Source organism: Francisella-like endosymbiont (assembly GCF_003069505.1).
Classification (GTDB): domain Bacteria; phylum Pseudomonadota; class Gammaproteobacteria; order Francisellales; family Francisellaceae; genus Francisella.
Window position 1 is genome coordinate 86,718 of sequence record NZ_QAPC01000003.1, and the last position, 17,869, is coordinate 104,586.

Sequence of the window (17,869 nt, forward strand, 5' to 3'; positions counted from 1 at the left end):
GTAAAAGATGGTTGAATTAAAAGTACCTATGTTCCCAGAGTCTGTAGCAGATGGCACAGTTTCTGAATGGTATAAGGAAGAAGGTGATACTGTTTCTGAGGGTGATATCTTAGCAGAGATTGAGACTGATAAAGTTGTTTTAGAAGTACCTGCAACAGCTAGTGGTGTTTTAAAAGGGATAAAAAAACAGGCTGGAGATACAGTACTATCTGCTGAGGTTATTGCTAAGATTACAACGGGAGCAGCTACTCCTGCTGTGGCAAAACTAGAAGCTGCAGTAGAAGTTTCTAAAGCAAATAATGACCCACACCTAGTACCTTCAGCACGTAAGGCTTTTAATGTAAGTGGCTTAGATTCTGCTATTAATATCGAAGGTACAGGTAAAAAAGGACGTATAACTTCTGAGGATGTTAAAAAAGCAGCTACTTTAGTAAACAAACCTCAACAATATACAACACTAGTAAATCAAGGTGCTAGATATGAAAAAAGAGTTAAGATGACTCGTCTACGCCAGACTATAGCAAATAGATTAGTTGAGGTTCAACATACTAATGCAATATTAACCACTTTTAATGAAGTAGATATGAGTGCAGTTATGGAGCTTAGAAATAAGTATAAGGATATGTTTGTCAAAGAACATGATACTAAGCTTGGTTTTATGTCTTTCTTTATTAAGGCAGCAACAGAAACGCTTAAGAAATTCCCAGATGTGAATGCTTCTATTGATGGTGATGATATTGTTTATCATAATTATTTTGATATTGGTATTGCGGTAGGTACCGATAGAGGACTAGTAGTACCCGTATTGAGAGATACCGATACTAAATCTTTAGCTGAACTAGAAGCTGATGTTTTAGACAAGGCAATTAAAGGGCGCGATGGTAAAATAAGTCTTGAAGATATGCAAGGGGGCACATTTACTATCACAAATGGCGGTACTTATGGTTCGATGTTGTCTACTCCTATTATTAATTCACCACAAAGTGCTATTTTAGGTATGCATAATATTGTTGAGCGTCCTATAGTAGTTAAAGGTGAGATTAAGATTCGTCCAATTATGTATTTAGCGTTATCTTATGATCATAGAATCATCGATGGCAGCACTTCAGTTAGATTCTTGAAGATGATCAAAGAGTTAATTGAAGATCCAAATAGAATTCTCCTTCAAGTCTAGTTATTATTTTTTAAATTATCCTAAAGGTATTTTTCTATGAACCTAGATTTTATTAAAAGTAAGATTGCGGCTGTGCCTGATTTTCCAAAACCAGGTATTATGTTTCGAGATATTACTCCTTTGTTTGCACATCCACAAGGGCTGAGAAAAACCGTTGAGGCAATGGCACAAGAGTTAAAAAATAAAGGTATTAAACCAACTGTTGTTGCTGGCACAGAAAGTAGAGGCTTTATTTTTGGTGTTGCCCTTGTTGAAGTATTAGGTCTAGAATTTGTGCCAGTTAGAAAGTCTGGTAAGCTACCAAGAGAAACTTATAGTGTTAAGTATGAATTAGAGTATGGTATAGAGGATAAATTATGGCAAAGTATTTTGGAACAGATGGTATCCGTGGTGAAGTTGCTAACTCAACAATAACAGCAGAGTTTACACAAAAATTAGGTAATGCGGTTGGTTCGTTAATAAATCAAAAGAATTATCCAAAATTTGTGGTTGTTGGTCAAGATACACGTAGCTCAGGAGGATTCTTAAAATTTGCCTTAGTTTCTGGTTTAAATGCTGCGGGAATCGATGTACTAGACTTAGGAGTCGTACCAACTCCTGTGGTAGCGTTTATGACTGTTAAGTATGAAGCTGCAGCTGGCTTTGTAATTACAGCATCGCACAATAAATTTACTGATAATGGTATTAAGTTATTTTCTTCTAATGGTTTTAAGTTAGACGATGCTTTAGAAGAAGAGGTTGAAGCTAAGATTGATAGTGATTTTATCTATCAGCCAGAATTTAAGTTTGGCAGCTATAAGGTATTGACAAACGCTATAAATGAGTATATCGAGAGTATTTATAGTCGTTTTGTTAATTTTGTCAATTATAAAGGTAAAATTGTTGTCGATTGTGCTCATGGGGCAGCATCACATAATTTTGAGGCTTTACTTGATAAATTTGGAATAGATTATGTTTCTATAGCTTCTAATCCTGATGGCTTAAACATAAATGTTGAATGTGGCGCTACTTGTATTTCAAATATTACAAAAGCTGTTAAGCAGTATAATGCTGATTTAGGTATTTCTCTGGATGGTGATGCAGATAGGATAATTATTGTCGATGAAAATGGTCAAGAAATTGATGGTGATGGAATATTAAATATTCTTGCTCAATATAGTGATATTTGTGGTGGTACTCAAGGTATCGTTGGTACACAAATGACAAATATGAGTTATGAGAACCATTATAAGTCTAGTAAAATTCCATTTATTCGTTCAAAAGTTGGTGACAGATATGTTTTAGAAGATTTAGTCAAGTATGGTTATAAAATCGGTGGAGAATCATCTGGGCATGTCATTAACCTAAACTTTGGTACTACTGGGGATGGTTTGTTTACAGCAATACAACTCTTAGCTGTTTTCTCTCAAGCTGATAAGCCTGTATCTGAGTTTAAATTGCAGAGGGAGCTAATGCAACAAATATTAATCAATGTGCCATTGACTAAAAAAGTAACACCTTATGATTTACAAAAGGTTGCTAGCGATGTTAATGATATTGAGAAGCGCTTAGGTAACAGAGGAAGAGTTTTATTAAGACCATCAGGAACCGAACCTGTTTTAAGAGTTATGGTAGAGGCAGATGATAAGAGACTTGCTACGAGCGAAGCTGAGTATTTGGTTGAAAAGGTAAAACAAAGATTGGTGTAGATATGCAAAAATTAATAATGGGTAACTGGAAAATGAATGGTGACTCTACAAGCATAAAAGAGCTGTGTAGTGGTATATCACAAGCAAAATATGATACTTTTAAAGTAGCTGTTGCTGTTTTTCCATCAAGTGTTTATGTTAAAGAAGTAATTACACAACTGCCTAAAAAAGTAGGTGTTGGTCTACAAAATATTACTTTTTATGATGATGGTGCTTATACTGGCGAAATATCTAGTAAGATGTTAGAAGATATCGGTTGTGATTATTTGTTAATTGGTCATTCTGAAAGAAGATCTCTATTTGCTGAGTCTGATGAAGATGTTTTTAAAAAGCTTAACAAGGTCATAGATACAAATATAACTCCGGTGGTGTGTATAGGAGAATCATTAGATGATAGACAAAGCAGTAGGCTCAAACAAGTTTTGGCAACACAACTAAGCTTAATGTTGGAGAATTTATCTGTCGAGCAGTTAGCAAAAGTAGTAATTGCATATGAACCTGTTTGGGCAATAGGTACAGGGGTTGTGGCATCGCTAGAACAAATTCAAGAAACACATCAATTTATCCGTTCATTGCTAGCTAAAGTTGATGAAAGTCTTGCTAAAAACATAAAAATAGTGTACGGTGGTAGTCTAAAAGCTGAAAATGCTAGCGATATATTAAGCTTGCCAGATGTTGATGGAGGTTTAATTGGTGGAGCTTCTTTAAAAGCTACTGAGTTTAACGAAATAATAAATCAAGCAAACAAGATATGTACGGAATAATTTTAACTATTGATATTATCGCAGCTATCGTGATTGTAGTACTAGTATTACTCCAGCAAGGTAAGGGCGCTAGTATGGGCGTCTCTTTTGGTGCAGGTGCATCAAATACAGTTTTTGGAAGTAAAGGAGCTGCCTCATTCTTATTTAAGATGACAGTATTTTTTACGGCAGTATTTTTTTTGTGTTGCTTTACTTTAGGGTACTTAGGTAAAAGCAAAGCGACAACAGCAAATGTAAGTTCTGCTAGTTCTGATAGCTCAATTGCTAGTCAGTACGATCAGTACCAAAAAGAAGTTTCTCAAGCTGCTACAACAGATAACTCTAAAGCAACTTCTAAGTAAGTTCTATTGCACTGATGGTGGAATTGGTAAACACGCCATCTTGAGGGGGTGGTATCCATAGGATATGCGAGTTCGAGTCTCGCTCAGTGCACCAAGTTATTATAATGTTTCAAATATATTTTTGCTGATATTATACTTATAATATATAAATTTTTCTTATCTAGTACAAATGAGTAAAGTTATTAAAGAAGTAGTTGATAAGAATGTAATTGAAGGAACAAGATATTTTATATCTTTGGTTGAATTAGGTTCATATACTGCTGCCAAGAATCTCTATTCTGTTGAGATAAATACAGTTAGAAATAAGTTAGAATTATTAGAGAAATACTTGGGAGTTAAGTTGTTACAACCAAATAGTAATAAAATATAGATAACAAGAGATGGTAAAAAACGTTATGCATTTTGTCATAGGCTATACACAGATTTAGAAAACAATATCCTCACTAGCAAATATAAAGGTATAGATAACCTAAATATATTAGAATCTTTGTGACACGCGCATTTATTGACTTTATTTCTCCAAAGATACATCAGGTCCATGAAAGTAGTAAATATACTTTTACATTTGATAGTTATTTTTTATATCAGGCAAATAATTATTTTTATCAGTTAAGCAATTATGATGTCACAATATTAACCTCTAAATACTTGGAAAAAATAGATCAAGACTGCTCGATTATTGCTGCAAATATTGATGGAACAGCAATACCATCAAAGATTTATGTTAACCAAGCTATTTATATTGAGTATAACCTAGAAAACGAACCAAAGAATATATATTAATGTCCCTTTTATAATTTGTAGAGATAGTAGTGACTATAATTTAACTATCACTATCAATGGTAAACAATTAACTTCTTCATTAAAACATATAAGATATATTATTGAAGATGATATCTACAAGACTAAGCTTATTGAGAAAGGTTTAGGCGTTGGGTGTTTAGTTAAGAAATATCAAAACTAAATATCATACCTTTAAAAGGCGTCACAACGGAAACTCTACTTGATGAGCGGACAGTCATAGTTTCAAAGTATTTAGAAAATAAAACTAAATTAGTAAAGTTTTTTCGTAAGCAGACAGAAGAATATATAAATACTGTTCTAATTAAATAGCTAAGGTAATAGTAATTATTAAAGTCTAATTAATGTTAGATTGATTATATAAAATACGATTATATTTTGAAGGTTATATATGAGTAATGCAACGGGACTAATTTCTACATTTGTATTATGAGTAACTGCAGTATCATCTAATGGGCTTGCTGAGGATATTCCAAATTCAACAGTACTACTAGCAAAAGTTATTAGTAATATCTACTTACAAGGTTATAGTGGTCAACAAAGTTGAATATGATGATGACGTATAAAGGCAATAGTTACTAATAAAGATAGTCAAGAGCAGTATTTGTATATTGATTCTGCTACAGCAACAACAGTACCTGCACCAAAACAAAGTGTTAAAGAGTATTAATATGAGTCAGGCTATAAGCAGTATTCGTCAAGATAAATGTAAAGACTATTACAAGTGTTGAGTATTATAATGGTGCATACAAAGTAGAGTGCCTAGATAGTAATAATCAACAAGTTGAAGTTTTGGTTGATGCAGTTAGTGACAAAATTTCACAAATAAGTTATGATTTTTAGCTAAAAAGATTGATACAATCATTTAGGAACAAATAGCCTCTAGTTGTTGGTTTAATTTGATTATGATTTAGCTTTAAGAGACCCTTGTCAATACCTAGTTGTAACTGTTGGCTGATAGTACTTCTTGATAAAAAAGTTTGTTGTTCAAAATTACTAAGATTAAAGCCGTTTTTTAATCTCAGGGCATTGAGCATAAACTCATATATAATCTCATCTTTGGTGACTATATTTGAGTCTTTGATAAATTTGTTAGTTTGAGTATATATCTTAGGGTGCCTATGTTTCCAAACTCTTTTGATTTGTTTAGTTTTAAGTTCAGTAATCTTGCTATGCGCTCCAGCGCCAATACCTATATAATCGCCAAACATCCAGTAATTAGAATTATGAATAGATCTTAGAGCATTTTGGGCAAAAGCGGAAACTTCATATTGCTTAAAACCAGCCTGTGCTAGAGACTCTTTGCCGGCTATTTCAATACTCTTGAGAATTTCTTCATCAGGGAGTTTTGGTGGTTTTGCTGCAAATAAGGTATTAGGCTCAATAGTAAGCTGATACCAAGAAATATGCATTGGTTGCATTGCTATAGCTTGAGTTATATCAAAGATACCATCATCAAAGCTCTGGTTCGGAAGCCCATGCATTATATCAACATTAAAATTTGAGATTTTTGAGTTTTTAATTTCATCAATAGTGGTATAAACATTTTTGCAACTATGAATTCTTCCCAAAATTTTTAATTTATCATCTTGAAAGCTTTGCACCCCAAGTGATATTCTATTAATACCAATATTTTGATAACTTAGTATTGTACCTCTCTCTACAGTTCCTGGGTTCATTTCTAAAGTTATTTCGCAGCTAGTACTAATTTTTACATTTTTAGTTATATGTTGTAACACTTTACCGAGATACTCAGCTTTAAAAAGCGAAGGAGTGCCTCCCCCAATGAAAATACTTATAACTTCTCTAGCTTGTAAATCATCAAGATGAGTATCAAAATCGGCTATAAGTTTTTGATAATATTGTTCTAAAAGATAGCTATTATCTCTTATCGGATGAGAGTTAAAATCACAGTATGGGCATTTACGCACACACCAAGGAAAATGGATATAAATTCCAATTTGTTTGTTTATTTTAAACATTTTATGCCTTAAAGATTAAAAATTTACTTACAACAAAAGTATATATGGCAACTAGCGCCATAGTTATGAATAAAGCTAGTAGATATTGTATTTTTAAGATATATATTAATACATAATAAATTGATTCATTAAGCCCAAAACCTATCGTAACATTTATAAAAAATTGTGTTGCAGCTTTTTTATGAGATTGGGTAGTTGTCGAAAATGTCAGAAATCGATGACCAAAATAGCTAACATTAAATGCAATTAAAAAAGCAAAAAAGTTTGCAACTAACGGTCTAAAAATATTTACTTCAACAAGTATCCAAACGATAATAAAGCTAGTTATAGAAGCTAAGATACCGACAATAATAAATAAAGAAAGTTGTTTTTTTAGCATTGTTTATGGAGTTTTATCGTAGTTGTTTATATTATAACTATTAAAGAAAGTTTTATAAGGAAAAGTTAAGTGGAAATAATTAAATATCAACTAGGAATTGTTGAAAACTTGCCATCATCAGCTTTATATATGATGTTTAACATCAAAAAATACTGATACTAAGTTTGGATTAAAAATTTTACAAAGATTTGTTGATGGTAAAAGTGTAGTCTCAGGCTTCGGCAATAATCTGCTAAAAATGTTTAAAATACCGGAGAATGAAAACTTTAAAAGAATTAAATTTAATAATCCAAGAATGTGTGATGATGATGGTTATGATTTGGTTCTTTGGTTAAGAAATGATGATAGAGGAGAATTATTTCACAAGGTACTAGCTATTAAAAAAGCTCTTGGAGATTATTATTGAGAACCCTAAAGGTGCAGAAGTCATACCAGCAGCAATAATCTCTGAAGGTGAATTAGAAGGTTCTAGTTTTTGGGTGTTACAGCAGTGGCTTCATGACTTTGATTGGCTCAATAGTGCTAGTCAATCAGCAAAAGAAGAGTGTGTTGGTAGATCCTTGGATGATTCACATCAACTTGAGAATTTAAAAAACTTCGCTCATGTTTAAAGATCAGCAAAAGAAAATTTTGAGCCAGAAGCACAAATCTTAAGAAAATCAATGCCATGGTCAGATGATCAACTAAATGGTGGGTTTATGTTTTCAGGGTTTGCACCATCTTTTAGATCTTTTAATTTACAAATGGGCAATATGCTTGGCTGCAGTGATGGTATCATCGATGGTGTTTTTAAGTTTTCTAAGATTATAGAGACTAGTTATTTATGGTGTCCACCTTTTAAAAAAGCCAAGCTTGATATTTCTACTACTAAATTAGAACAAACTACTTGAAATTCTTTATTTTATATACAAATAGCTATTAACAGGTTAAAATATATGCGTGTTTTGCAAAAAATAATTAGTATCTACGGAGGTTAAAGCATGTTTGATATTAAAAATATCACTAAGCTGCAAATAGAGGATAAAGGAAAGAAGTATTTTCTATATAGCTTAAAGAAACTTTCTCAAGAGTTTGGTAAAGATGTTACACGTCTTCCTTATTCAATCAGAGTATTACTTGAAAACCAACTTAGAAATATAGATGGTTATAAAGTAAAAGAAGATGATATGCATAAGGTTTTAGAATGGGACGCTAATGCTAGTTCAAGACCTGAGATTCCACATATGCCTGCTAGGGTTGTGATGCAAGATTTTACAGGTGTTCCAGCAATAGTTGATTTAGCTGTGATGAGAAAGGCGATTAAAGATGCTGGTGGCGATGCAGATAAAATTAATCCTCTTGTAGATACAGCTATGGTAATTGACCACTCAATACAGGTCGATTTCTATGGAACAAAAACTGCTTTAGCTCAAAACATAGCTAAAGAATTTGAAAGAAATGGTGAGAGATACAGCTTACTTAAGTGGGCCCAAAAAGCATTTGATGATTTCATAGTTGTACCACCTGGTATGGGGATTATTCACCAAGTTAATTTAGAGTATCTTGCAAAAGGCGCTTTAGTTAAAAACATCAATGGTGAAGATTTAATTTATCCAGATACTCTGGTAGGTACAGATTCACACACTACTATGATCAATGGTGTTGGTGTAGTAGGTTGGGGTGTAGGTGGCATTGAAGCTGAGGCTGTAATGCTTGGTCAACCATATTATATGGTTCTTCCTGATGTTGTTGGTGTGAAACTTACTGGAAAATTGAAAACTGGTATAACAGCTACTGACCTTGTACTTAAGATTACAGAAGTACTTAGAAAACATGGTGTTGTTGGTAAGTTTGTTGAGTACTATGGCGAAGGGTTAGAGAGCTTATCTTTACCAGATAGAGCAACTATAGCAAATATGGCTCCAGAATATGGTGCAACAATTGGTTTCTTCCCAGTTGATGAAGTAACGTTATATTTCTTCAACAATACAAACCGTAGTGAGCTAGTAGATGCTGCACGCAAAATGTATAAAGAGCAATTATTATTTAGAGAGAATCCTGCTGAAGAACCAGAATATTCTAGTACAGTAAAAATAGATCTATCAGAAGTCGAATCTAACCTTGCTGGTCCTAAGCGTCCACAAGATAGAGTAGCCTTTCATGATATGAAGAAAGCTTTTGCAGAAGCTTTGGTTCATGAGCAAGGATTACATGGTTTTGGTTTAACTCAAGAACAGTTACAAAAATCAGCTGAAGTAAAAGGTATTGGTGAAAGAATTACTCATGGTTCACTTGCAATTGCTGCAATTACTTCATGTACAAATACTTCGAATCCATTACTACTTTTAGGTGCTGGTTTGTTAGCTAAGAAAGCAAATGCAAAAGGACTTAAAGTTAAACCTTATGTTAAAACATCGTTAGCACCTGGATCTCAAGTCGTGACTCAATATCTTGAGAAGGCTAATTTGTTGCCAGAGCTTGAAAACTTAGGTTTTAACCTAGTTGGTTATGGTTGTACTACTTGTATTGGTAATTCTGGTCCTCTTGATGAGCCTGTAGTTGAGGCTATAAATAAAGCTGATCTTGTGGTTGCTTCTGTAAGTTCTGGTAATCGTAATTTTGAAGGACGTATTAACCCTCATGTTAAAGCGAATTACCTTGCATCACCAATTCATGTGGTCGCTTATGCATTAGCTGGGACTGTTGATTTTGATCCAGTTGAAGATGCTATCGGTAAAGATACAGAGGGTAATGATGTTTACCTTGCAGATATTTGGCCAAATACAGAAGAGATTGCTGCTATACAAGCTGATGTGATTAACTCAGACATGTTCAAAAAAGCTTATGCAACAGTCCTTGATGGTACTGAGGACTGGCAAAAACTTAAAGCTTCAGAATGCAAGCTTTATGAGTTTGATAAATCTTCTACTTATATCCAATGTCCTAACTTCTTTGAGAAGTTTGCAGAGGGTAATGATGATTTAGATATCAAAGGTGCTAGAACTCTTCTAATGTTAGGTGATTCTGTAACTACAGACCATATTTCACCTGCTGGTGCTATTCCAGAAGAGTATCCTGCTGGACAATACCTAAAATCGCATGGTGTTGAGAAGAAAGATTTTAACTCTTATGGTTCTCGTCGTGGAAACCATGAAGTTATGATGAGAGGTACTTTTGCTAATATCCGTATCCGTAACTTACTTTTAGATAATGTTGAAGGTGGTTTTACTAAGTATCATCTTGATGGTTCTCAACAGTATGTATTTGATGCAGCTATGAAATACAAAGAAAAAGGTATTCCATTAGTTATATTAGCTGGTAAAGAATATGGTACTGGTTCTTCACGTGATTGGGCTGCAAAAGGTACATTCCTATTAGGTGTTAAAGCAGTTATCGCTGAGAGCTATGAAAGAATCCATAGATCTAACTTAGTTGGTATGGGTGTATTACCTCTTGAGTATGTTGATGGACAGAATGCTAAGACTTTAGGTTTAGATGGTTCGGAAATATTCAATATTAAGAACCTAAACAACATTAAACCACGTCAAAGAGTAGTAGTTGAAGCAGTTCATCCTGGTACTGCTCACACAACAACATTTGAGGCCTTAGCTCGTCTAGATGCCGATGTTGATGTTGACTACTTAAAGAATGGAGGTATTTTACAAACTGTTCTTAAAGATATTATGGGGAGTAAAAAAGAGTCTAAGACTGCCGAATCGACAACTACTGGTTGTGGCAGTATAGATGCTTCCTCTGAGACATCTTGCCCATTTGCAAAGATCGCTAATTTTTTCAAGAAACTATTTAAATAATAAATCTAAAGAATTCATTAATTGTCTATTTTTTTATCCTTTAATAGTGGGTAAAGTTCTAATACCATTATTAAATTTAAGTTCTATTCTTGATATGATAAGAAAATTATTAACTCTTTGTGTGAAAAAAATCTTCTGATTTGCATTTATCCTCTTGTTGTAAGGCTAAATATAGGATAGATGGTGATTTAATTAATATTGAATCATCACCTGTACTAAATGATAAGATGATTTCACAGATGCTTTTAGAAATCATGACTGATGATCAAAAATATGAGCTGATAGAAACCTACGAATGTGATTTTTCTATAGATGATAGAGATAATGATGCAAGCTTTAGGGTAAATGCTTTTTTCATAACCGTGGTTATGGTGTAGTATTTTGTCGTTTGTAAAATACTATTCCAATTTTAGATCAGTTTGGTGTACTAAGAATTCTCAAAGAAGTCTAAGCTAAAAAGGGTGGTTTGATCCTAGTGGCAGGGTCTACAGGTTCGGGTAAGAGTAGTACTTTGGCAGCATTAGTCAATGAGATTAATCAAAAAGTGGGTTCATATATTTTAACTATTGAGGATTCAGTAGAATTTGTCCATACAAGTCAAAGATCACTAGTTAATCAGCGTGAGGTTAAAATGGATACAAGAAGCTTTAATGCAGCCCTAAAATCAGCACTAAGGGAGGATCCTGATTGTATCCTTGTTGGTGAGATGCATGATTTAGAAGCTATTATATTAGTGCTAGAGACAGCTGAAACAGATAATTTGGTTTTAGGGACATTACATACAATGTCAGCTAGGGTTATATCTGTATTTCCACCTGCTGAACAGGAGCTTGTGCACAATATGTTAGCTTGAGTCATTACAAATTGGTATATTACAGGGCTTACTTAAACGTAAGGGTGGTGGCCGTGTTGCAGCATATGAGGTTCTTATTTAAAATACTGTTATTAGAAATATGATTAAAGAAAACAAACTTTCGTAGATTTATACTGCACTACAAACTGGTATAGCTAAAGGAATGGCAACAATTGGAACATAAGTATTGAGAATCTTCTTAAGGCTGGGACAATTACACCAGAAGAAGCAGCTAAATATATAGTTATCAGATAGAAAGCTTAGTAGCTTAATTTTTCTTTAGTTTTTCCTCTGAAAATATAATACGCGTAGCTAGTATAAAGCAATAATAAAGGAATCATTATAATTGCTGGGATTAAAGTAAATAGTAATGTTGTATCACTAGCTTGGGCCTGTGTATATGTTATTTGATAAGGAATAACATATGGGAATATTAGTGTTAACATACTTATATAAGTTAATATGAATATCACTATTGCTAGCCAGTATGGTAGAGCATGATTTTTTGCTTCGATAACTTTTATAAGGAGTAAGAAGCTAATTATAGTAAGTACAAATAATTCTATTAATATTGCCATTTTATAGAAGTTATCTATAGGTAGTTTTATATATAAGGGAGTCATCCCACCGATTATTAGCATTAGAATAGCTAGAATAAGGCAGTATATCTTAGCAAATTGTTTAGCTTTGTTAAATAACTCTCCTTCAGTCTTTAAAATTAAGCGTGTTGCGCCGAGTAGACTATAGCCAAATACTAATGTAATACCTGTGACAGCAGAAAAACCAATATTATAAAAGTGAGCATGAGGAAAGCCAACAATTAATTCACCAACTATATAGCCTTGAAGGAATGTCGCTATAAACGATGATACAAAGAATAATTTATCCCAATTTTTTATACCTCTTTGTGAAGATTTTAATCTAAATTCAAAGCATATTCCTCTTAATAATATCATTACTACTAATAGTATTGCCGAGAGATAAATCTTTGGGAAAATGTATGCAAAAGCTATCGGAAACATTCCATAGAAACATGCTAGCGCAAAAACTAGCCATGTTTGATTGCCATCCCATGTTGGTAATAAGATACTTGTTACTATATCTTTTTGGTGGTCATCTAAGAGTGGAAATAATACTCCCATTCCTAATGCAAAACCATCCAAGATTACATATAGTAATAGAGCAAAAGCAATAATTGCTAGCCAAATTAATCCTAGATCCATAATCTACTCCTCTTCGCCTGTATTTTTTTCAACTGATTGGAAATATGAGTAAGGCATTCTTTCTTCTCCATCAGTGCTTAGTCCACCATTAATAATTTTAAGTAAATACTTGAAGTAAAAGTATCCAAATATGATAAAGTAAACGATAATTATTGAAGTGAGAGAGCCAAAAACTTGCCAAAAACTAAGGTCACTAACTGAATATTGGGTTCTAAGAATATTGTATACAACCCAAGGTTGTCTACCAAATTCAGCGGTAAACCAGCCGGTAATAATTGCGACAAATCCTAAAGGTGTAGTTAATATACAAAGTTTTAGGAACCATTTTGATGATTCTAGTTTTTTTCTAGATAACAATAAAGTTCCAACTAAGCCTATTAGTATCATTAATATGCCTATACCAACCATTATTCTAAAGCTGTAAAAAACTACAGTGACTACAGGTCTATCTTTCTCAGGTACAGATTTTAAGCCGATAAGCTCACCATTAATTTCATGGGTGTTAACCAAAGATGCTAGTTTAGGGATTTCTATAGCAAACAAGTTCTTCTCTTGTACTTCACTCGGGTAAGCAAAGATTACAAAAGGAGCACCTTTTTGAGTATCCCAAACACCTTCTATTGCGGCTGTTTTTAGTGGTTGATGTTTATGAACTTCTCTACCAACATCATCACCAATTATAAGTTGACTTATACTTAGTATCAAAATCGAGATTACCGAAAACTTAATACAAGTTTTAGCAAAAGCATGATATTTGTCTTTGACGAGATAGTATGCGCTAACTCCCAAGATTACCATTAGAGTACTTAAATATGCTGCTATAAGCATATGGATATACCTAGGTATCACTGAAGGATTAAATATAACATGATACCAACTATAAACTTCAAATTTACCATTTATATAATTCACACCATCTGGAGTTTGCATCCAAGAGTTTGCTGATAATATCCAGAAAGCTGAGAGTATAACACCAGCAAATATAATAAAGTTAGCTGAGAAGTGGATATACTTGTTAATTCTTCCCCAACCAAAAATCATTATCCCTAAAACACCTGCTTCGATGAAGAATGCTGTTAATACCTCATAAGTAAACAATGAACCAAGTACAGGACCTACTTTTCCGGCAAATCCTGCCCAGTTGGCGCCAAACTGGAATTCTATCACAATCCCAGAGACAACTCCCATACCAAATGTCAAAGCAAATACTTTTATCCAAAATTTAACAATAGCTAAATACCTATCATTTTTTGTAATTAGCCAAAGAGCTTCAAAAATCATTAAGAATGTTGATAATCCGATACTAAAGGCTGGAAACAAAATATGAAAACTTACAGTGAACGCAAATTGTATTCTTGATAGAATCTCGACCCAATACATATGAGAACCTAATTTATTCTTGAATAACCTTTTTGTGTAAAGATTGTCATATCTTAGAGTTATTCTCAATATTACTACGGTAAGATTAATGAAATGTAATGTTATTTAGGCTATTTTTACCAATATTAATATTATTTAATAAGGATTAGATAAAAATTTTTGGAAAAGTGTTGGTAGCAGGAGGCTCAGGCTTTGTTGGTAGAGAACTGTCTAAATACCTAAGTAGTAGAAATGAGTTAACTCTCTTGAGTAGGACAGCAAAACAAAGTTCAGGTGCCTACAAAGATCTCATAACATGGCAGCATTTGACACAAGAGAATATTGCTAATTATGTATTGCCATAAACTTATGTGGTTACAACATCGGTCAAAAACGTTTGAATAGAGCAGTTAAAAATAAAATATTATCAAGCCGTATTGAACCCACAAATAAGCTTATACAACTGATAGGTAATAAGGATATTTGGTTAGTAAATGCTAGTGCAATTGGTTACTATCACTTTTCTAAACTAGCGCAAGATGAAGATAATCATGATAGAAGTTATGATAAGCTTAATTTTGGTCAAGAAGTTGTTGATCAGTGGAAAAAATGCTTAGTTGATTCTCACTTACAGCATTATACTTTTACGCTTTGGGGTTGTTATAGGTAATGATAGAGTGCTTGAAAAAAATGACACTACCAGCTAAGTTTGGTTTTTTAACTATGTTTGGCGATGGTCATAACTATATGAGTTGGGTAAGTGCGTATGATTTATCACGAGCTATTGAATTTATCATAGATAATAAGACAGTAAAGGAGTATTTAACTTAACTGCACCAAATGTAGCTCAGCATAAGTTCTTAATCGAGCTTTTAAGAAAATATCTAGCTAAAAAATGTATTATCAAAATACCTGATGTTGTAGTAAAGCTTATGTTTGGGCAAATCGGTGAGGAATTGCTTCTTTCAAGTCAAAATATCAAGCCAACAAAATTACAATCATTGGGATTTGTTTTCGAAGATTCAAAAACAGCAAGCTTTAGAAAGATATATTTAATCTTCATGTCGATGATCGATAGGAATTTTAACAGTAACAGTTAAGCCTTTTTGGTTAGTATTGTTTTGAGCAAAAATTTTACCGTTATGGAGTCTAACGATTTCTGCAACAATTGCTAAACCTAGGCCACTGCCTTCTTCACCAGTGCCTGTTTCACGATAGAACCTATCAAAAATACGCTCAATATTTTCTTGAAGTACACCAATTCCATTATCTTTTATTTCAACGACTATATTATTTTCTTCTTGATATGAGCTAATCTCAATAAGGCCATTATGTGGAGTATATTTGATAGCATTTGAAATTAGATTTTTAAATAGTATCCCAAGTAGGTAGTCATTACTATAACAATATAAATGCTGTTGTGATGGATAAAAGACTATCTCAATATCCTTCTCTATAGCTTTGATAGCATTTTCGGCAATAAAAGTCTCAAGAACCTTATTTATCATAAGTTTTTTGCCGAATGTAATCTGTTCATTGGGTTGAATTCTACTTAATGTCAATAATTGGTCAATAATATGAGAATATCTATTTGTTGAGCTTTTGATCCGTTCAAGCTTTTGTTTGATTTCATCTATATCATTAGATGCTAGAGCTATTTCAACAAGCGTTTTGACTCCAGCTATTGGTGTTTTAAGCTCATGAGCTGCATCACCTGAAAAGCGCTTTTCTCTTTCAAGAGTTTCATGAAACTTTTCTATTAAAGAATTAATTTGATCAACGATAGATCTTATCTCATATGGTATAATATCTTCATTAAGTTTTTCGTTTTTACGCGGATTTATTTTAGCAACACGTTTATTTATACGTTCTAGTGGATGAAGTGAGGTCTTTAAGATATAGTAGATAAATCCAATAAGTACGATATAAGTTGATGCTAAAAGTAGAGCAAATTTAAAGATTATTTGGCGTGATATTTTGTCTTTAATAGTGTTGTTAGCAAAAACTATGATAAGGTTACCATTATCAGTTTTTAGAGTATAAGTATACCAATTTTTTTGTCCATCATCCTCGTCAGTGTATACCCATTCAAATCCTGTTGTAGAAGTTATTCCATCATAGTTTTTATGAAAGTTTGGTAAATTAGAAGTCTTTAGTAAGAGCTTTTTGTATTTGCGATCGTATACGATGAAACCGATACTTTTGTTGTAGTTTTTTATATTTAAGAAAGAATTTGAGATTCTATTCATTATCATGTGGGTGGTATTTTCATCATCTTCTAAAGGATATATTTTTAGTACAGTCTCGATAACTTCAGCAGCAGTTTTTAGTTGGTAGTCAAAGAGTGAATCATTTTGGTGCTTAATTTGATAGAAACTAAAAATTGAGATAACGAGCATAAACACTGCAAAAAAGCTTGCGAACGAAACAACAAGAAAACTTAGTATAGAGCTTTCTTTTTTGTTTTTGAAAAACATGTTTTAACTAAAATATATTTATACTTAGCACAATTATAACCAATTTTGAATTCTATTATTAGTTTTATAATTGTTATAATTAAACGTAATTATTATAAATTTTATAAGAAGTATAATTTTTGTTAAATCTTGTGAATAAAATAACCAACCTTTTTATACAAAATACTATGAGTGTGCAGCTTTGTATTTCTATACTCAAGAAAATCTAAGGTTTGATGTGGTTATCACATGCCATCATGCCGAGTTTGGTAAGAGTTTTGTTGAGTTTGATTTTCCTGCTATTGGTCAGCTTGTTAAACTTAGTAAGAATGATTTTAATAATTTCTTGGAGATAGAGTACGATTTTGGTACTCACTCACTTAATCATGCAATAGCCCAAACTATATGCAGAATATGGCTTATATACCTTAGTTGCTGAACCGTCTTTTCCCCGTTTAATATTAGCTGCTGGAAGATTATATCTTAATTGTTTAAGAAATATTATCGATTATGATTATTAGCATCTAGAATTAAAACAAGTACTTATCAAGCTATATAAGAATTATATGCAAAAACTATGTCATATCGTAGCTGTAGCGAAAAGCTATAATGCTATTTCAATAGATTTGCATACAATGTCTAGCTATCCTACAAATGTAGTACAAGAGAGATACTATGAAGTGGTGATAGAAACATTATATTCATTAAATGAGTATATCCGGTTATATAAGAATGCTCATAAAGATGGTGAAAAAAGAATCACGGAGTTTTTTACTGGAGATGCACGCAATGATATATTTGCATCTAAAGTATTACTGGAATCTTTATCTTATGAACTTCAACAAATTGGTGTTGAGGTGGAGTATGATAAACCTTATATTCTTACCGAGCATTTAGTAGCGCATTATCTTGTTTGTGAATTAGAGACAGAGTGTATCGATATACCTAAGGATCTTTTATCTAAAACAACAACAGATGATGCGAACTATAATATACCTTTACTTAAACGAGCAGAGTTACTAAAACCCACACCTTGAAAGTTTGAATTATATAGAGGA

The 17,869-nt window shown here is 32.8% G+C and carries 12 protein-coding genes, 1 tRNA gene and 6 pseudogenes; 14 read left to right on the top strand and 5 right to left on the bottom strand.

The window, feature by feature from the left end; genetic code table 11:
- The first annotated feature begins 7 nt into the window (after positions 1–7).
- The 9 genes and pseudogenes from odhB to C9379_RS06020 all read left to right on the top strand — a co-directional run bounded on the left by odhB (position 8) and on the right by C9379_RS06020 (position 5,611).
- Positions 8–1,174, top strand: coding sequence for a 2-oxoglutarate dehydrogenase complex dihydrolipoyllysine-residue succinyltransferase (gene odhB, locus C9379_RS05980; protein ID WP_343377555.1), 1,167 nt, complete (start codon positions 8–10; stop codon positions 1,172–1,174).
- A 36-nt stretch (positions 1,175–1,210) separates the two neighbouring features.
- Positions 1,211–1,516, top strand: a pseudogene (locus C9379_RS05985) (adenine phosphoribosyltransferase); the annotation flags it as partial.
- Between the two features lie 14 nt (positions 1,517–1,530).
- Positions 1,531–2,862 (top strand): phosphoglucosamine mutase, encoded by a 1,332-nt coding sequence (gene glmM / locus C9379_RS05990; protein WP_143385313.1) that lies wholly within the window; start codon positions 1,531–1,533, stop codon positions 2,860–2,862.
- Between the two features lie 2 nt (positions 2,863–2,864).
- A complete protein-coding gene (tpiA, locus tag C9379_RS05995) occupies positions 2,865–3,626 on the top strand; it encodes a triose-phosphate isomerase (RefSeq protein ID WP_143385314.1) in 762 nt (253 codons plus the stop codon).
- A complete protein-coding gene (secG, locus tag C9379_RS06000; RefSeq protein WP_143385315.1) occupies positions 3,614–3,967 on the top strand; it encodes a preprotein translocase subunit SecG in 354 nt (117 codons plus the stop codon). Before tpiA ends, secG begins: the two co-directional genes overlap by 13 nt.
- A gap of 8 nt (positions 3,968–3,975) precedes the next feature.
- Positions 3,976–4,061 (top strand) — tRNA-Leu (locus C9379_RS06005).
- A 75-nt stretch (positions 4,062–4,136) separates the two neighbouring features.
- Complete coding sequence (locus C9379_RS06010) at positions 4,137–4,337, top strand: helix-turn-helix domain-containing protein (RefSeq protein ID WP_318263469.1); 201 nt, start codon at positions 4,137–4,139, stop codon at positions 4,335–4,337.
- Positions 4,338–4,456: 119 nt separating this feature from the next.
- The gene (locus C9379_RS06015; protein WP_318263470.1) at positions 4,457–4,750 is read left to right on the top strand and encodes a hypothetical protein; all 294 of its coding nucleotides are present in this window, start codon (positions 4,457–4,459) and stop codon (positions 4,748–4,750) included.
- A gap of 409 nt (positions 4,751–5,159) precedes the next feature.
- Positions 5,160–5,611: pseudogene (locus tag C9379_RS06020) on the top strand (PepSY domain-containing protein).
- Here the strand turns inward: C9379_RS06020 and hemW are convergent.
- Complete coding sequence (gene hemW / locus C9379_RS06025; protein ID WP_143385316.1) at positions 5,608–6,750, bottom strand: radical SAM family heme chaperone HemW; 1,143 nt, start codon at positions 6,748–6,750, stop codon at positions 5,608–5,610. The pseudogene C9379_RS06020 and the gene hemW overlap by 4 nt on opposite strands.
- 1 nt (position 6,751) lies before the next feature.
- Positions 6,752–7,129 carry a GtrA family protein gene (locus tag C9379_RS06030; RefSeq protein WP_143385317.1) on the bottom strand — a complete coding sequence of 126 codons (378 nt, stop codon included), beginning with the start codon at positions 7,127–7,129 and terminating at the stop codon, positions 6,752–6,754.
- Between the two features lie 69 nt (positions 7,130–7,198).
- On the opposite strand from C9379_RS06030, the pseudogene C9379_RS06035 reads away from it, so the two are divergent.
- From C9379_RS06035 to C9379_RS06045, 3 genes and pseudogenes are all read left to right on the top strand, one after another.
- Positions 7,199–8,019: pseudogene (locus tag C9379_RS06035) on the top strand (Dyp-type peroxidase).
- A 90-nt stretch (positions 8,020–8,109) separates the two neighbouring features.
- Positions 8,110–10,920 (top strand): aconitate hydratase AcnA, encoded by a 2,811-nt coding sequence (acnA, locus tag C9379_RS06040; RefSeq protein WP_343377556.1) that lies wholly within the window; start codon positions 8,110–8,112, stop codon positions 10,918–10,920.
- A 94-nt stretch (positions 10,921–11,014) separates the two neighbouring features.
- Positions 11,015–12,028 (top strand): annotated as a pseudogene (locus C9379_RS06045) (type IV pilus twitching motility protein PilT).
- Positions 12,029–12,033: 5 nt separating this feature from the next.
- Here the strand turns inward: C9379_RS06045 and C9379_RS06050 are convergent.
- Positions 12,034–12,996: a cytochrome d ubiquinol oxidase subunit II gene (locus C9379_RS06050; protein ID WP_143385319.1), complete on the bottom strand. Its 963-nt coding sequence runs from the start codon at positions 12,994–12,996 to the stop codon at positions 12,034–12,036.
- Positions 12,997–12,999: 3 nt separating this feature from the next.
- Entirely contained in the window at positions 13,000–14,376 is a 1,377-nt protein-coding gene (locus tag C9379_RS06055) for a cytochrome ubiquinol oxidase subunit I (RefSeq protein ID WP_143385320.1), read from the bottom strand.
- A 155-nt stretch (positions 14,377–14,531) separates the two neighbouring features.
- Between C9379_RS06055 and C9379_RS06060 the strand changes: the two are divergent.
- A pseudogene (locus tag C9379_RS06060) lies at positions 14,532–15,411 on the top strand (DUF1731 domain-containing protein).
- On the opposite strand, the gene C9379_RS06065 reads toward C9379_RS06060, so the two are convergent.
- The gene (locus tag C9379_RS06065; RefSeq protein ID WP_143385321.1) at positions 15,408–16,832 is read right to left on the bottom strand and encodes a sensor histidine kinase; all 1,425 of its coding nucleotides are present in this window, start codon (positions 16,830–16,832) and stop codon (positions 15,408–15,410) included. The pseudogene C9379_RS06060 and the gene C9379_RS06065 sit on opposite strands and share 4 nt — an antisense overlap.
- Before the next feature lie 119 nt (positions 16,833–16,951).
- Here C9379_RS06065 and C9379_RS06070 point away from each other — a divergent pair.
- Positions 16,952–17,818: pseudogene (locus C9379_RS06070) on the top strand (hypothetical protein); the annotation flags it as partial.
- Positions 17,819–17,869: the final 51 nt, after the last annotated feature.